Source organism: Desulfuromusa kysingii, from assembly GCF_900107645.1.
In the GTDB taxonomy this organism is placed as follows: Bacteria; Desulfobacterota; Desulfuromonadia; order Desulfuromonadales; family Geopsychrobacteraceae; genus Desulfuromusa; species Desulfuromusa kysingii.
This window is the reverse complement of sequence record NZ_FNQN01000003.1, coordinates 17,127-33,735: the sequence shown is the minus strand read 5'-3', so window position 1 is coordinate 33,735 and position 16,609 is coordinate 17,127. Positions and strand designations below refer to the sequence as shown.

The window sequence follows — 16,609 nt, the reverse complement described above, 5'->3', positions numbered from 1 at the left end:
TCATTTCCTATTGTGAAAGAAAACTATTTTAAAATTAGGTTCACCAAGCAACCTAATCCGAATAGAATCTCATTGAAGCATAAGAAGTGCCAACTCGGTAACTTTATAATATTAGTCAACAAATAAAGCTTACATTGTCGGTCTTCTTACTTTGTTAAAAAGATCGACACTCTTTTACAAAGTATGTTTTGTATGTCGAAATCACTTTTTTTACCTCCTCCATGATTGACACAGAAGCAGCAGCAGGAGACAATCAACACTATTTAGAGGTTAAACTGTAATTATTATTCAAAGAGAGAATAAAGGTCATGCCGACAACCTATCCAACAGAACCCCTTATCGTTCTTGATTTCGAAACCACGGGGCTGTATCCAGCCAAAGGGGATCGGATCATTGAAATCGGGGCTGTATTGATTCGAGAGGAATCCATCGTTGACCGTTTTCAAAGCCTTGTAAATCCAGGCTTTTTGGTCTCTCGTGAAATAGAAACGATCACGGGAATCAGCAACACCATGCTCAGTGAAGCCCCACCAGCGGCTGAAGTCATGGCGTCGTTTTTAAAGTTTCTCGACACTCGCCCACTGGTGGCACACAACGCTTCCTTTGACAAATCATTCCTCGAGGCGGAACTGGATCTTCTGGACAAAAAACGACCCTTAAACTTTGGCTGCACCCTTCAGGTCGCGCGGAGGTTATATCCAGATGTCATCAATTACAAACTGGAAACTTTAATCCGCTACAAAGAGATTCCGGTTAACAGTCAGTTTCATAGAGCGTTGGCAGATGCTGAAATGACAGCAAAACTCCTAGTTAAAATCATTGCAGATCTAAAATCACAATTTGGTTTTGAAAGCATCCCTTTTGATTTGCTGAAAAAAATCGGCAAAATGAATAAAGAGTTGGCTTTTGACCTCCTACTAAAAGAGGCCGAAGAATCTCGCAACAACCAGATTGGGATGACAGGAAATCTTTTTGGTTGAAAAGGAATTTTTATGAATATCAGTATCGAATATTGTAACAGTTGAGGCTATCGCCCCAAAGCCGCCAGTCTGGCAGCAAAAATAAAGCAACAGTTTGAAATTGAGGTAGAGTTGATTCCTTCCAGTGGAGGGGTATTTGAAATCGTCGTTGATGATCAATTAATTTACTCAAAAAAAAGAACAGGTGAGTTCCCTGTTGAACAGTTCATTATCGGTATTCTGGAAAAAAACTGATACCATCGACAACAATGTCAACTGATCTGGCTCTCCGCGAGTTGCCACAATGCTTGAACTGCCGCCTTTTGCAAATTTTGTTTCGTCGAACACAGCCCGACAATATAGGGCTCCAGTTGCGGTGCCTGTCTCAAAATAACAACCTCATTGCGAAATGGACTCCGTTCAAGGACTAACCGCGGAACAATCCCGACCCCACAACCCAAATTGACCATAGGGACAATGGCTTCATTTCCAGACACTTCAGAGCTGATAGTCGGGACAATATGATTCTTCCGCAACCATTTATCCAAACGTCGTCGAGACAATCCTGATTGTGGCAGAACCAGTGGGAGTTGATCAAATTTCAGGGATTCACTCCCCTTCTGGAGAATTGAAGCAGCAAACTGCTTGCCGGCAATAAAAATCAGCGGTGTCGTCATGATCGGCAAAAACTCCACCCCTGCGTTACGCCGATCCGGCAAGGCAGCGACAGCAATATCAATCTCTCCAGCTTCCACTTGATTCACAGCCCCTTCGGCGGCTCCAGTCCGAAGTTCTAAATGCACCTCAGGATAAGCTTTTCGATAAGCCTCCAATAAATCAGGAAGAATACTGTAGACAGCCGTCACAGATGCGTAGAGAGACAGGGTGCCAGCAATATTACGAGCCACCGACAGCGAACCAAGGAAACTGGCATAATCATGGAGGGCCTGTTTGGCATAAAGACTGAATTGTTCACCGGCATATGACAATTGCACCGTCCGATTATCACGTTCAAACAGGGCTTGACCAAGTTCCTCCTCCAACCGTTGAATCGTCCGTGTCAACGCTGAAGGGCTTAAGTTACAAGCTTGACTGGCACGTCCAAAATGGAGAAACTCTGCGGCCGTCAGAAAAATTTTAAGCTCTTTCATATCCATCGTTGCTGTCCTCCACCGTATTGCAATTATCGCAACACAATATATACAATAAATCAATTTACGCAACACCTTTCGTTAGTCTATTCTATGCTATATTTCAAGTTAATCATGAATTTCACACTTAAAACACCCACACCATAAGGAGCTCGACGATGAGTCAAAATTACTTCAATTCCCTCCCCTTCAGTCGCAAATTACAAGAACTTGGAACTTGCCGATTTATGGATGCCGATGAATTTTCTTCCGGCTGTGAATATGCCAAAGGGAAAAAAATTGTCATTGTTGGCTGTGGCGCTCAAGGGCTCAATCAAGGGTTAAATATGCGTGATAGTGGTTTGGATGTTTCTTACACACTACGCCAAGGGGCAATTGCTGAAAAACGGCAATCCTACATCAATGCAACGGAAAACGGTTTCAAAGTAGGAAGCTACGAAGAGATGCTTCCTGGTGCGGATATCGTCATGAACCTCGCCCCCGACAAGCAACATACTGATGTCGTCAATACTGTCGTTCCCTTGATGCGCAAAGGGGCCACTTTTTCTTATGCGCATGGATTTAACATCGTTGAAGAAGGGACGGAAATCCGCAAAGACCTGACCGTTATCATGGTCGCCCCCAAATGCCCTGGAACAGAGGTTCGCGAAGAGTATAAACGGGGGTTTGGAGTCCCAACCCTGATCGCTGTTCATGGTGAAAACGACCCTAATGGCGATGGCTTAGAGATTGCCAAAGCCCTCTGCTCAGCCCAAGGTGGTGACCGCGCCGGGGTCCTGGAATCATCATTTGTGGCTGAAGTAAAATCTGACCTGATGGGAGAGCAAACCATCCTCTGCGGAATGTTGCAAGTTGGCTCTCTACTTTGTTTCGACAAAATGGTTGCCGATGGTATTGATGCTCCCTGGGCGGTTAAACTGATTCAACAAGGTTGGGAGACCATCACCGAAGCCCTTAAGCATGGCGGGATCACCAATATGCTCGATCGGCTCTCGAATCCTGCCAAAATGGAGGCCTTCGATTTAGCCGAAGAGCTCAAAGAGATCATGCGGCCATTATTTGAAAAACACATGGATGATATCCTCTCTGGTGAGTTTTCCCAAACCATGATGGCAGACTGGGCTAACGACGACAAAAATTTACTCAAGTGGCGTGAAGAAACAGGACAAACTGCTTTTGAAAAAACTGAAGCTGCCGGAGAGATTTCTGAACAAGAATACTTTGATAAGGGAATCCTGATGGTCGCTATGGTTAAGGCCGGTGTGGAGCTCGCTTTCGAGACCATGGTTATTTCCGGGATTGAGCCAGAATCAGCCTATTATGAATCTCTCCATGAAACACCATTGATCGCCAATACCATAGCACGTAAAAAACTCTATGAAATGAACCGCATCATCTCCGACACAGCAGAATACGGTTGTTACCTGTTTGCTCATGCCTGTGTCCCGCTGCTAAAGGATTTCATGGCCTCAATCAGCACTGATGTCATTGGCCGAGGACTGCAGAATCAAGACAATCAGGTGAACAATCAGGATCTGGTAGAAATTAACGCAGAAATTCGCGGGCACTTGGTCGAAGAAGTTGGTCAGGTTTTACGCGAAGCAATGCAGGGGATGAAAGCGATCGCTTAAAATTATCCACATCAGTTGTGCCAAACCATAAACGGTGGTATTGTTTATTAAACAACTTGTGAAGGGAGCAAATTATGATTGTTGCTGAGCCACCACAACTTGAAACTGCAACCAGTTAAGACAATCTGTTTAAAAACATAAACAATTCATACTAATGGACAAAAAAGCCTCGATTTAAGTCGAGGCTTTTTTGTCGTCTACGCCCCCCTGCAGGATAAAAGCTGCTATATTTACTGGTAAATACTATTTCTTACATACTTTAGGGGAGCACTGTCATGACTGTTTCAGCAACATCAACAAACACAAATGCTTACAAACCTTTCGCCCAATTCATCGAAGAATTCAAAATTCAGCTCAAGCACTTGTTTTATGTTCGCAGTAATATTGACCAATTAAGTACCAAACGTGGTATGCCACCATTTATGTTACGGGAAATAATGTCCAGTAACCCTTTAGCAACCTACATTCCGACAGAATATGGGGGGCGAGGTGGTCATATTCATGAAGGTCTTGCCTTAACAGCTGCTGCCAGCTATCAATCGCTACCCCTTGCCCTTGGTTTTGGGATTAACTGGGCCCTCTTTTTGCAACCGACCGGCAAGTATGGTCAAGAAGAAATCAAGCCCGCTGTCTTTAACGATTTCCTCCGTAACAGAAAAATGGGCGGGTTGATGATTACCGAACCTGATTTTGGTAGTGACGCTCTTCACATGAAAAGCTCCTATACCTATAAAAACGGTCAATATCATATCCAAGGAACCAAACACTGGGCAGGATTGACCGGTTGGGCCGACTACTGGTTACTCACCGCCAGACATAAAAATGCCGCTGGAGATTTAAAGCGTGACATCGATTTTTTTATCTGTGATGCCAATAGTCCGGAACAAAACATTGAAGTAGAAGAGTTCTATGAAAACCTCGGCATCTATCTTCTCCCTTATGGCCGTAACCGGATTGACGTTAAAGTTCCTGCCATCCATAAACTCCAACCAAAGAGTACTGGAATCAAAATGATGCTGGATCTTCTACATCGTAGCCGAATGCAATTTCCTGGGATGGGAATGGGTTTCCTGCAACGCATGCTGGATGAAGCCGTACAACATTGCCAACAGCGGTTCGTCGGCGGCAAAAGCCTGTTTCACTATGATCAGGTTCAACAACGGATATCGCGAATCCAATCAGCTTATACAGTTTGTTCAGCCATGTGCCTCAATAGTAGCCAGAAAGCCGGTGTTGAAAACAATTTAGCCCCTCATGGGCTGGAAGCCAACGCGGTCAAAACCTATCTCACCGATCTGATGCAGAGCTCAGCCCAATCCCTGCTGCAACTGGTCGGAGCCAAAGGCTATCGCTTAAATCACATTGCCGGACGCGCCATCGTTGATAGTCGTCCATTTCAGATTTTTGAGGGATCGAATGACATCCTTTATATTCAGATAGCGGAAACAATCCAGAAACAGATGCAAAAAGCGAAGCAGCAGAACCTGTTCCAGTTTTTGTATCAACATGAATTGACCCAGCATGCCGCCGAACGGCTCAAAAAATTATTCGACTTCAACCTCAACCCACAACTGCCACAGCGCAAACTTACCGAACTCGGTTGTATTATCAGCCGGGTCGTGGCTATGAATCTGGTCTTGAAGTTAGCAACAACGGGCTTTAAAAAAGCATTGATCGATGATTGTTTAAACAATATCAATCAAGAAGTCTCGTCATTGATGGGGCTCTTTACGACAAAAAACTCGACCGCGTTTATTGATAATTACTCAGAAGCGGGTTCATGGTTTGATTGTTTTACTAACATTGATCAACCCCACAAACCATAAAGACATTAAACAAGCCCCGACCATTGGACATAATAGTCGGGGCTTGCTGCTGCAACCCGTTGCTGAAAGGGCAACTAGCGGCCACTAATATTCATTGAGATTACTGAATTCCCCCCAAACCAGCGACTGCGTCGGCGCGTTAACAAAATCGAAGATATTTTCCAGAATATTAAAGTGTTTATCTTCCTCAATAGCAATTTTCAACAGCAACGCTTTAACTTCAGGACTGTCCTCTTTAGCTGCCGCGTCACGATAGAGCTTGGCGCTCTCCTTTTCAGCCTGCATTGCATGCTGGTAAGCATCCAGATTTGTCTTCAATAACTTTTGGGCAGAGAGATCTTCCTGCATTTGGCTAAAAATATTTTTTGCCCCCTCCAAGGCGACACTATCCGGCATTGAATCAATATTTTGATTTTTCTTCAGCTGAGCAAAAATATCGTAGTGCTTTTGTTCATCTTCAGCTAACTCACTAAAGATCTTCTGCAATCCCTCTGACTCGGTTTCCTGTGCCAGCTTTTCGTAGAAAGCCTTACCATCAAGCTCCATCTTCAACGCATAATCAAAAACATTCATATTTCTGCTCCTATCATATGGATTTATGTGAGAATATATAGTTTAACTCTAGCAAAATGATGACAACTGTAAAGACACTACGATGAAAATTGTGCAGGAGCCACGATATCATGACAAACATTAAAAACAGATTAAGCGAAGATAAACGCAATCAAATTGTCTCGGAAATGCGCCAAGAGGAGCAACAACGACAGGCCGGGTATCGGGAAAAAGCATTAAAACTGTTTCCCCATGTCTGTGGCCGCTGTGGTCGTGATTTTGAGGGGAAAAAAGTGCGCGAATTAACCGTCCATCATCGGGATCATAACCATGACAACAATCCCCAAGATGGTAATAACTGGGAACTCCTGTGTATCTATTGCCATGATCATGAACATACCCGTGGAGTTCAAGAAGACCGAATAGAAGGAAGCGGCGATGCATCCGAACAGGCTGACTCCCTCTCCTATTCACCCTTTGCTGCCCTCGCTAAAAAAATTTCGCAAAAACAATAGCGTCAATTTGCCACTGCCATCATGGCTTAGACCGAACCTGCAAAATTGACTCTGATACATGCTCTTGTGGTTTGAGAATCGTCGCATTCACTAAGAAGAAAATAGATAAAGCCCCGTTTTTCCCCTGTCAAAGACTAGTCATTCCCCACAATTCAGCTGAAATAATTAAATTATATATTTTGCGATCATGGGAACAATTACTATGGCTGCTTATCCTCTGAGAAAAAATCGCGAAAAAACAATGAGTTGGTGAAATATCAACACCTTTTGATATGAAAATTTAAAAAGCTTGATTTTATTCTTAAGATTTATTTATTATGATTGACAAAGCTTATAACTTTGTTCTATTTCATCTCAACCTTGAATTACAACGGCGTAACTAACAAGGATTCCCTATGTCATTATTTCGAGATATCTATGTCCGTATCGAAAAAAGCGTATTCAACACTTTATTTCGAAAGCTATTCGGCAATATTACATTCATGTTTTTTCTACAACTTTTATTGTTTATCAGTATCTATTCTAATATCAGAGCATTACGCAATATTCTCAATTCAGCGGATAACCCGCAAACAATATTGTTAACCAACATTGTCGACCGGGCGTCATTGCAAGCCATTACCTTGTTTTTTATTTCATTTATCGTAACAATCGGTTCGTTTCTGTTTTTACGCTATCTATTTATTCGCCCCGTTGACAATCTGAACCGGCAGCTGGAAGAGATGAATAGTGGCGAAATGAACCTGACGAATCAATTACACGCAACGACTCATGATGAGTTCCAAGACCTGGCCTATAATTACAATAACTTCCTTAATCAACTTCGAGGAACAGTCCACAGTCTGCGGCAAATGGGTATCAACGTCGCCGTTGGTGCCACGACTGTTGTTAATCAAGCAAAAGAGGCCTCAAGTAAGGCAATCAGCCAAGGAGAACTATCTGCGGTTGTTTTTGCCAACAGTGAAGAAGCGACACAAACACTGGGAAGGATCTCTGACAATGCTCAACACATCGCTGCCTCAAACTCCGAAAGTTTAAATTCAGCGCGTGATTCCCTAAATGAATTACAGTCGGTTAATCACAATATGGAAGAGATGTTGGCGCAGATCAAACAACATGATCAATCAATTAAGATTATGGGCGATAAATCCCGGGATATTCGTAAAATTATCTCGACCATTCAGGGGATTTCTTTTCAAACAGGTCTCTTATCTCTTAATGCTGCCGTTGAAGCAGCTCGTGCGGGTCAGGCGGGTAAAGGGTTTTCCGTCGTGGCCAGTGAAGTCAAAAAGTTATCAGAAGATGCAAACAAAGCCAGTGAACAAATCGCGGACCAGATTACTGATATGCTCAGCAGCATCGATCATGCCCTTGCGGAAGCAGACAAAATTAATCAAGCAGCAACCCACACCATGAATGTTTCACAGACAACATGTGACCATTACGGCAATCTTATCCGGGAATTTGATGATAATCACGGTTTACTGACACAGATTACCGCTTCGGTTGAAGAGATTTCAGCAACAAATATGGAAACACACAGACAGGTCTCTGACATTCGGGATTTAAGTTATATTGTCGGCGAACGCACAACGTCTTCAGAGCAGATAGCAGTCAACCTGCAGACGACCAGCGAGTCACTGCAGCAATTGGTTGCCAAATTTATTACAGGTGAAGGGGCCTTTGAACAGATCTTAGCCCTGGGACGAAACTTTCGTGATAAAGCGGCAGAACATATTGAGCAATTATCCAAGACAGGTGTCAACGTTTTCGACGTTAATTATAAAGAAATCCCCAACACCAACCCGACAAAATATTCGACCAGCTATGACCAACTGTTCGCTCAGCACTTGCAGTCGTTATACGATCAGACCCTCAGTCAGATTCCTGCGGGGATTTTTGCTATTTGTGTCGATGTGAATGGCTATGGACCAACCCATAATAGTTGTTTCGCGGAACCGCTGACGGGTCATCCAGAGCATGACATTTCTAACAGCCGAGATAAGAGAATGTTCAACGATCCAACCGGTTCCCGCAGTGCCAAGAACACAGAGAATTTCCTCCTACAAACCTATATGCGGGATACGGGAGAAGTCCTCAGTGACCTCTCTCTGCCAATCCTGCTTGCAGGTCGACATTGGGGAGCCGTTCGATTGGGCTTCAACCCAGAGGTGCTACTGAAGTAAGCAGCAACAATAATGGCCGCCTGAAAATTCAGACGGCCATTGTTATGTTCTCTACTCCCACTCGATCGTGGCAGGTGGTTTACTTGAAATATCGTAGGTCACCCGATTTATCCCTTTGACCTCATTGATGATGCGGTTGCTGATGCGGGCGAGATCTTCATAGGGCATCGGATACCAACCTGCGGTCATAAAATCTTTTGTCTCCACTGCTCGTAGAGCCACAACATACTCATAAGTTCTGCCATCCCCCATGACTCCCACCGATTTAACTGGCAAAAATACGGCAAAAGCCTGACTTATTTTATGGTAATGGCCACTGGCATAAAGTTCATCAATATAAATGGCATCGGCACGGCGCAAAATATCACAATATTCCTCTTTGACTTCACCAAGGATACGCACTCCAAGCCCAGGCCCAGGAAACGGATGGCGCCAAACCATCTGCTGCGGTAAGCCGAGTTCTTCGCCGATAGCACGAACCTCATCTTTAAATAATTCTCTGAGAGGTTCCAGCAGTTTTAATGTCATATAGTCCGGCAAGCCACCGACATTATGATGACTCTTGATGTTATGGGCTTTACCTGTCTTCGCCCCTGCAGACTCGATAACATCGGGATAGATGGTCCCCTGAGCCAACCATTTAGCGTCGACAACCTGTTGAGATTCTTCTTCAAAGATGTCAACAAACAGATTGCCGATAATTTTACGCTTCTTTTCAGGATCAACAACGCCGGACAAAGCATCATAAAAACGCTGTTGAGCGTTCACACGGGTCACTTTGACCCCCATGTTCTCGGCAAAAGTGGCCATAACCTGATCACCTTCATTCAGTCTCAGTAGGCCGTTATCGACAAAAACACAGTGAAGTTGGGCCCCGATTGCCCGATGGATCAAAGCTGCCGCGACTGAAGAATCAACCCCGCCAGACAATCCAAGAATCACCTGATCGCTGCCAACCTGTTCACGAATCTTGACAATAGCATCTTCGACAATTTGACCGGGAGTCCATAATCCTGCGCAGTTACAGACTTTACGTACAAAGGTATTGATCAGTAACTCACCCTTGGGAGTATGATTGACTTCTGGGTGAAACTGAACACCATACAGATTGAGAGCAACATTCTGGATCGCACAAACAGGAGCATTGCTGGTTTTAGCGACGACTTCAAAACCTTGCGGCATAGTCTCGACATGATCACCGTGACTCATCCAGACCGAGCTGACACCATCGCTAAAGAAACCATCAAATAAAGGGCCCGGAGTCCCCAAACTTAATAAATCTGCATGTCCGTATTCCCGTTTCCCTGCGGGGACAACTTGCCCACCAAAATGGCGACTCATCAGTTGCATGCCATAACAGAGCCCCAGAACAGGTACTCCCAATTCAAATAACTCTTCGGTGATCTCTGGTGCCCCCTCTTCGTAGACCGACTTTGGTCCACCAGAGAGGATAATCCCTTTGGGTTGAAACGCTTTGATATCATCCAAGCTCATATCAAAGGGGTGTAACTCACAATAAACCTGACATTCCCGTACCCGTCTGGCAATCAACTGGGTATATTGAGAGCCAAAATCAAGAATCAGGATCTTGTCACTATGGATATCTGCCATGTTATCAGTTGCTCCGTTCCATGCGATAATTCGGTGCTTCCTGAGTGATCGTCACGTCATGAACGTGAGACTCACGCAAGCCGGCATTGGTTATCCGGACAAATTCCCCTTTTTCCTGTAACTCCTGGATGGTGCGACATCCGGTATAACCCATCCCCGAACGGAGCCCGCCCATGAGTTGATGGATGTTATCGGAGAGAGGACCGCGAAATGGGACCCGACCTTCGATACCTTCAGGAACCAGCTTGACATCCTCTTGCTCCCCTTGAAAATAGCGGTCTTTACTCCCCTGTTTCATTGCCCCCATACTCCCCATGCCACGATAGGATTTATAGGTACGCCCCTGAAACAGAATTGTTTCCCCTGGTGACTCTTCTGTCCCTGCAAACAGAGAACCGATCATAACCACATCCGCACCAGCGGCAATCGCTTTAGGGAGATCGCCTGAAAACTTTATCCCGCCATCAGCAATGAGTGGCACACCGGCTGCCTTTGTGACCTTGGAGACTTGCTGTATTGCAGATACCTGAGGGACGCCAACACCGGCAACCACCCTTGTGGTACAAATTGATCCTGGCCCAATGCCGACCTTGACCGCGTGGACACCAACATCGATCAGCGCCTTCGCTGCAGCACCGGTGGCAATGTTCCCCGCCATCAACTGAACTTCGGGATAGGTTTTACATAACTGGGCAATGGCATCAATGACATATTGGCTATGGCCATGGGCAGTGTCAACCACCAGAAGATCCGCCCCCGCATCGACAAGTGCAGCTGCACGCTGATCCAGATCAGCCCCGACACCAACTGCAGCACCAACACGCAAACGACCGAGAGAATCTTTACAAGCGTGGGGGTATTTGCGAACTTTTTCGATATCTTTAATAGTGATTAAACCTTTGAGATCACCATTGTCATCCACCACCAGAAGCTTTTCAATGCGGTGTTTATGCAGATGGTACTTGGCTTCTTCAAGGGTTGTTCCAGGGGGGACCGTTACCAGTTTATCTTTGGTCATGACATTTTCGATAGGTTGATCCAGATTGGTTTCAAAGCGCAGATCCCGGTTGGTCATGATGCCAACCAATTTACCCCCTTTGGTAATGGGAACGCCGGAAATCCGGTATTTCTTCATCACCGCCAAAGCTTCATAGATTTTCTGATCCGGCTCCATGGTAATGGGATCGACAATCATGCCACTTTCCGATTTTTTGACTTGATCAACCTCGGTCGCCTGAGCTTGAACACTCATATTTTTATGAATGATCCCCAAGCCCCCTTCACGAGCCATACAAATAGCCGTACGCGATTCAGTCACCGTATCCATTGCCGCTGAGAGGAGCGGAATATTCAATTTAATCAATGGGGTTAATTGGGTTGTCAGATCGACTTCTTTTGGTAAAACTTGAGAGTGCGCAGGTAACAAAAGAACATCATCAAAAGTTAACCCTACGGGGACTTCAGTGTATTGCATGACTACTCCTTCAACAGTGGGGAAATATTTAACCGCAGAATTTAGTCAAAAAAATCCGGTTAGTCAATCAATTAGCAAGGAAAGTCCTGCACTACCTGATCGAGATCCTAAAAAAGGGCCGATGAGATCACCTTGATGCTCGCCTGTTTAATCGGTCGATCATTTTCCTTTTAAAAGGTAAGCCTCGATAAAGGCATCAAGATCACCATCAAGAACTGCATCAGTATTGCCGGTTTCATATCCAGTGCGATGATCTTTGACCATGCGATACGGATGCAGAACATACGATCGAATTTGGCTCCCCCAACCAATGTCCTTCTTATCCTCGGAAAAAGCAGCGGCCTCCTCTTCTTTCTTGCGGATTTCCATTTCATAAAGGCGCGCTTTTAATTGCTTCATAGCTGTGGCACGGTTGCTATGCTGCGAACGTTGATTTTGACAAGCAACGATAATACCGCTCGGAATATGGGTAATGCGGATAGCTGAATCAGTTTTATTAATATGCTGACCACCGGCGCCGCTAGCACGAAAGGTGTCAACTTTGAGATCTTTATCCTCAACTTCAATCTCAATTGAATCATCAAGTTCAGGAAAAATAAATACTGAACAAAAAGAGGTATGCCGACGAGAGTTCGCATCAAAGGGGGAAATTCGCACCAAGCGGTGAATCCCACTCTCGGACTTTAAATATCCATAGGCATAATCACCTTCAACGCTGATAGTTGCACTTTTTAACCCTGCATCGTCACCAGCCTGGTATTCGGTAAACTCAACCTTGAAGCCTTTCCGTTCACAGTAACGCACATACATTCTCAAGACCATATCTGCCCAATCTTGAGCCTCTGTCCCACCAGCTCCTGCATTAATGCTCAGAGTTGCATTATTAGCGTCATGTTCCCCGGACAGCATGCGAGCAAACTCCATCTGACCGATCAACTTGGTTAACTCGGGGAGTAAAGAGTTGACTTCGGATAATGTTTCAGTATCTTCCCCCTCCTCACCCAATTCAATAAGGACTTGAATATCTTCTAACTGTTGTTTTGTGGAGACACAATCCTCAACCACCTTTTTCAATCGGGTGTGCTCCTTTAAACGCTCTTGAGCCTCATCTCCTCGATCCCAGAAGTCTGGTTTGGCGATCTCTGCTTCAAGTTCAAAAACCCGTTCCTGTTTTCCTGGAACGTCAAAGATACCTCCAGAGTTCCTGAAGCTTATCTTGCAGATCACTCGCTATTTCTTTCGGCTCACGGAACATTTTACTCCTCCTATCGATGGTGTAAATATCATTATAAGTCAATAAACGCTGACTATAACTGAACCAACACTAAAAATACAATCAACAGAACAACAAAAGACCAACCTATTTTACCAGTTGGCCTTTTATTGTTATTGCAAAATTATACTGATGATAAAAAAAGCTAGGCAGCCACAGAAGCAGCTCCCGCTGCCTCATCAACGCTCCGCCGGTTGAGGACAAAAATTCCAATCAACACGAGCAATCCAAGCAGGTGAACAAACCAGACCGTGGGCCATAACAGCGCTATTGCAGATCCTAAAGTCAACAGGCGAAACAAGATCGTCAACTTGTTCTCCATAAATCCCTCAATTGCAGCCGCAAAGGCATAAAGACCAAACAGGGCAAAGAAGAAGATGGAGAACACTTCTGTCCAAGATCCGCCAATGAATGGGGTATAAGCAAACAGGAGCGGAACAATGTAGATACCTTTAGCGACCTTCCACGATTGCACTCCTGTCGCCATCGGCTTCGTTCCAGCTATTGCTGCACCGGTAAAAGCTGCCAGTGCCACAGGTGGGGTCACATTAGAGTCCTGACTAAGCCAAAAAACAATCAAATGAGCCGATAACAGAGCATACATCAACACCGATTCACTTAACATCGATTCGCGCACTGCACTAATCAAATCAACCGGGACAGCATCTATGATAGCCCGTGCTGCCGCATGATTCATCGGGTTACCGATCTCTGCCAGATGCTCTGGTGCCGCCAGCATGAAAATCGTTTTAGCCGTTTCAGAGACTTGACCGTTAGCCAAAGCTTCCACCAGCATCCCGTCTGCTATCAATCCATGTAACGCGGGAGCAGAGAGCGTACCGAGGACAATGTAAGCGGCTGTCACTGGTAGTCCCATACCCAGCACCAAAGATGCCAGAGCAACCAGAAGAATAGCGATAACCATGCTATGACCTGCCCATTGTGTAATCATCAAAGAGAAGGTGTTGCCGATTCCAGCGGTAGCAATAACATTGACAATCAGACCGACAGCACATAGGAGGATAGCTGTCATGACCATATTCTTTGCTCCCATGGCCATGGCTTCGATAATCGCCTTCACCCCCATTTTATTTGGACTGAGCCAAGATGAGACCACAACTGCGACAATACTTATTCCAGCGGCATAAGTCGGGGTGAAACCGTAAATGAGCAGGGCAATGAGCACTCCAATAGGAGCGAGAAAAACAATCCCACCTTTCTTGAGGACTTCGATGGCAGAGATTTTTTCATCATCAAGGGCCGTGACGAAACTCCGCTTCGCCTCAATTCTGACAAAAAATGCTACGGTTGCAAAATAGAGAATAGCCGGAAGAATACTCACCAGAACAATCGTGTTGTAAGATATCTGGGTATAGGTCGCCATAATAAAAGCACCAGCCCCCATAATCGGAGGCATTAACTGCCCACCGGTTGATGCAGCGGCTTCTGTCCCGGCAGCAAATTTAGCGGGGAATCCAGCTCGTTTCATCAATGGGATAGTAATAACGCCAGTCGAAGCCGTATTTGCGACAGCAGATCCGGAAATAGTCCCCATCAATCCAGAAGCCATAACCGCAACAAGCCCAGGACCACCAACCATGCGACCGGCCACTGCGCGCGCGAGATCAATAACAAATTCTCCGGCACCAGAACGGAGGAGAAAGGCACCAAACAGGATAAACATGAAAACATATGTTGAAGAAATTTGTGCGATCGTACCAAACAGTGCATCATCGCCATAAATACTACGAAATAAAATAGTCTCAGGAGATAATCCGGCAAATTTAAAGACTCCGGGAATCATTGTTCCCCACCAACCAACATAGGTCAAGGCGATAACAATAAGGACAGGGATAAACCAACCTGCGACTCTCCGAGTAAACTCCAGAGCACAGACAAGCAGGACAACTCCAACAACCCACTCAGTCATCGACATGGTGACACCACGAGCATAAATGGCATCTTCCATAGCAATCATATAGACAGCTGAACCAGCGGCGGTTAAGCCCAAAAAGACATCCGTAACACGCCAAGCAATTGAACCATCCCTCCGGAACGGGTAAACCAGCGCTGCAAGCAGAGCAAATCCGGCAAAATGCAATGAATTCTGCCACAAGGAGGGCAGCACAGTCACAACATTGAACCAGATGTGCATCACTGAAATAGCAACACCGAGAATCAGCATGATCGTTGTGTGGAGAGGATGGACTTCAGTTTCGGGTGACGTCATAGTAACTATTCTCCAGATAAAAAAACAGTCACCCCCTTAAGGGGTGACCATAGAATAAACAGATTAATCAGCAATCAGACGGGCAGGAACATTAATCCCAACTTCTTTATAATATCTTAGTGCACCAGGATGCAGAGGCATTGGCAAACCGGAAATAGCTTTTTCTACAGCCATCACTTTTGTAGCACCATGAATAGCACCTAAAAAGGCGAGGTTTTCATAAATAGTTTTGGTAATCTTATAGACAGCTTCTTCATCGACATCGGCACGGGCACTGAGGAAGTTTGGTTGAGCAATGGTATTGATATCTTTTTCTTGACCAGGGTATGTGCCCGCAGGAATCACAAAACGGGTCCAAAGAAACATACCACCATCAGCTTGTTTCATCTGCTCATCAGTGACATCCAGAATAACCATTTTGTCGCCCAGATTAGCTGCTGCCTTGGTAACAGCACTTGCGGGAACACCAGCAGGAATGCCGAATCCAGCGATCTGACCATTTTGCAGAGCATCAGCGCTCGGGCCATATCCGACATGAATCAGCTTGTAGTCTTTTTCGATATCAACGCCGAGGTTACCAAGTAAAACGGTATTCGAACCTAAGGTACCGGAATTCTTTTTCCCCATCGACATCGCCTCACCCTTCATAGCAACAAGGTCAGCAACTGTTCCGGTTTTCGCAAATTTCTTCATCACCGCAAAATGCTCAACATTTTGCCACAACATCGTTACTGAACGAAGCTCCTTTTGTGGACCTTCACCTGCAATCGGGCCGGTACCATTCCAAGCATAAGCACCATAAAGGCCCTGAAGGATGGCAAATTGAACCTCGTTATCGCGCAGAAGCTTAATATTTTCACCAGAGCCAGCGGAGTTAATAGCTGACATTCCTATCTTCTCCGTCGGTTGCAGTTTAACCTTGACAACTGTTGAAAGTGCGACACCAACAGGATAATAGGTACCACCGGTCGATGCAGTCGCTAACAAATAATTGCGTTCTACAGGAGCAGCCTGAACTGTTGCAATTGAGCTGCACAGAAACACGGCAACAAGTAAAAAGGTTGCTTTTTTAAATCTTTTAGCAATTGACATTTTATCCTCCTCGGGATCGGTTAATGTTGTCTCCGAAAATGGAAACACTATTTTATTTTTCTCAACCGATGATAGAGCAATAGGTATGCCAAGCTTATTCACTACAAAG

The 16,609-nt window shown here is 45.1% G+C and carries 13 protein-coding genes; 6 read left to right on the top strand and 7 right to left on the bottom strand.

The window, feature by feature from the left end:
• Positions 1-308 precede the first annotated feature (308 nt).
• Together BLU87_RS05475 and BLU87_RS17775 are read left to right on the top strand one after the other, a co-directional pair.
• A complete protein-coding gene (locus BLU87_RS05475) occupies positions 309-980 on the top strand; it encodes a 3'-5' exonuclease (RefSeq protein WP_092345551.1) in 672 nt (223 codons plus the stop codon).
• 12 nt (positions 981-992) lie between these two features.
• On the top strand, positions 993-1,214 hold the full coding sequence (locus BLU87_RS17775; protein ID WP_092345549.1) for a SelT/SelW/SelH family (seleno)protein: 222 nt from the start codon (positions 993-995) through the stop codon (positions 1,212-1,214).
• A gap of 17 nt (positions 1,215-1,231) precedes the next feature.
• On the opposite strand, the gene ilvY is transcribed toward BLU87_RS17775, so the two are convergent.
• Entirely contained in the window at positions 1,232-2,116 is an 885-nt protein-coding gene (gene ilvY / locus BLU87_RS05465) for an HTH-type transcriptional activator IlvY (RefSeq protein WP_092345547.1), read from the bottom strand.
• A 152-nt stretch (positions 2,117-2,268) separates the two neighbouring features.
• On the opposite strand from ilvY, the gene ilvC reads away from it, so the two are divergent.
• Together ilvC and BLU87_RS05455 are read left to right on the top strand one after the other, a co-directional pair.
• Entirely contained in the window at positions 2,269-3,741 is a 1,473-nt protein-coding gene (ilvC, locus tag BLU87_RS05460; RefSeq protein WP_092345545.1) for a ketol-acid reductoisomerase, read from the top strand.
• Positions 3,742-4,016: 275 nt separating this feature from the next.
• Positions 4,017-5,567 (top strand): acyl-CoA dehydrogenase family protein, encoded by a 1,551-nt coding sequence (locus BLU87_RS05455; protein WP_092345543.1) that lies wholly within the window; start codon positions 4,017-4,019, stop codon positions 5,565-5,567.
• 84 nt (positions 5,568-5,651) lie between these two features.
• Here BLU87_RS05455 and BLU87_RS05450 read toward each other — a convergent pair whose 3' ends face one another.
• Entirely contained in the window at positions 5,652-6,140 is a 489-nt protein-coding gene (locus BLU87_RS05450) for a ferritin-like domain-containing protein (RefSeq protein WP_092345541.1), read from the bottom strand.
• Between the two features lie 167 nt (positions 6,141-6,307).
• On the opposite strand from BLU87_RS05450, the gene BLU87_RS05445 reads away from it, so the two are divergent.
• Both BLU87_RS05445 and BLU87_RS05440 read left to right on the top strand, forming a co-directional pair.
• Complete coding sequence (locus tag BLU87_RS05445) at positions 6,308-6,634, top strand: YajD family HNH nuclease (protein ID WP_217637449.1); 327 nt, start codon at positions 6,308-6,310, stop codon at positions 6,632-6,634.
• Positions 6,635-7,029: 395 nt separating this feature from the next.
• A complete protein-coding gene (locus BLU87_RS05440) occupies positions 7,030-8,820 on the top strand; it encodes a methyl-accepting chemotaxis protein (RefSeq protein ID WP_092345537.1) in 1,791 nt (596 codons plus the stop codon).
• Positions 8,821-8,871: 51 nt separating this feature from the next.
• On the opposite strand, the gene guaA is transcribed toward BLU87_RS05440, so the two are convergent.
• From guaA to BLU87_RS05415, 5 genes are all read right to left on the bottom strand, one after another.
• Positions 8,872-10,431, bottom strand: a complete 1,560-nt coding sequence (guaA, locus tag BLU87_RS05435) for a glutamine-hydrolyzing GMP synthase (protein ID WP_092345535.1) — start codon at positions 10,429-10,431, stop codon at positions 8,872-8,874.
• Positions 10,432-10,435: 4 nt separating this feature from the next.
• Positions 10,436-11,905: an IMP dehydrogenase gene (guaB, locus tag BLU87_RS05430; protein WP_092345533.1), complete on the bottom strand. Its 1,470-nt coding sequence runs from the start codon at positions 11,903-11,905 to the stop codon at positions 10,436-10,438.
• A gap of 159 nt (positions 11,906-12,064) precedes the next feature.
• Positions 12,065-13,160 (bottom strand): peptide chain release factor 2 gene (prfB, locus tag BLU87_RS05425; protein ID WP_217637441.1). Its coding sequence is split into 2 segments (ribosomal slippage): positions 12,065-13,090 and positions 13,092-13,160, totalling 1,095 coding nucleotides; the frame shifts between segments, so codons are not numbered across the junction.
• A gap of 163 nt (positions 13,161-13,323) precedes the next feature.
• The gene (locus tag BLU87_RS05420; RefSeq protein WP_092345532.1) at positions 13,324-15,408 is read right to left on the bottom strand and encodes a TRAP transporter permease; all 2,085 of its coding nucleotides are present in this window, start codon (positions 15,406-15,408) and stop codon (positions 13,324-13,326) included.
• A 63-nt stretch (positions 15,409-15,471) separates the two neighbouring features.
• Positions 15,472-16,500, bottom strand: coding sequence for a TAXI family TRAP transporter solute-binding subunit (locus tag BLU87_RS05415; protein ID WP_092345531.1), 1,029 nt, complete (start codon positions 16,498-16,500; stop codon positions 15,472-15,474).
• Between the last annotated feature and the right edge of the window lie 109 nt (positions 16,501-16,609).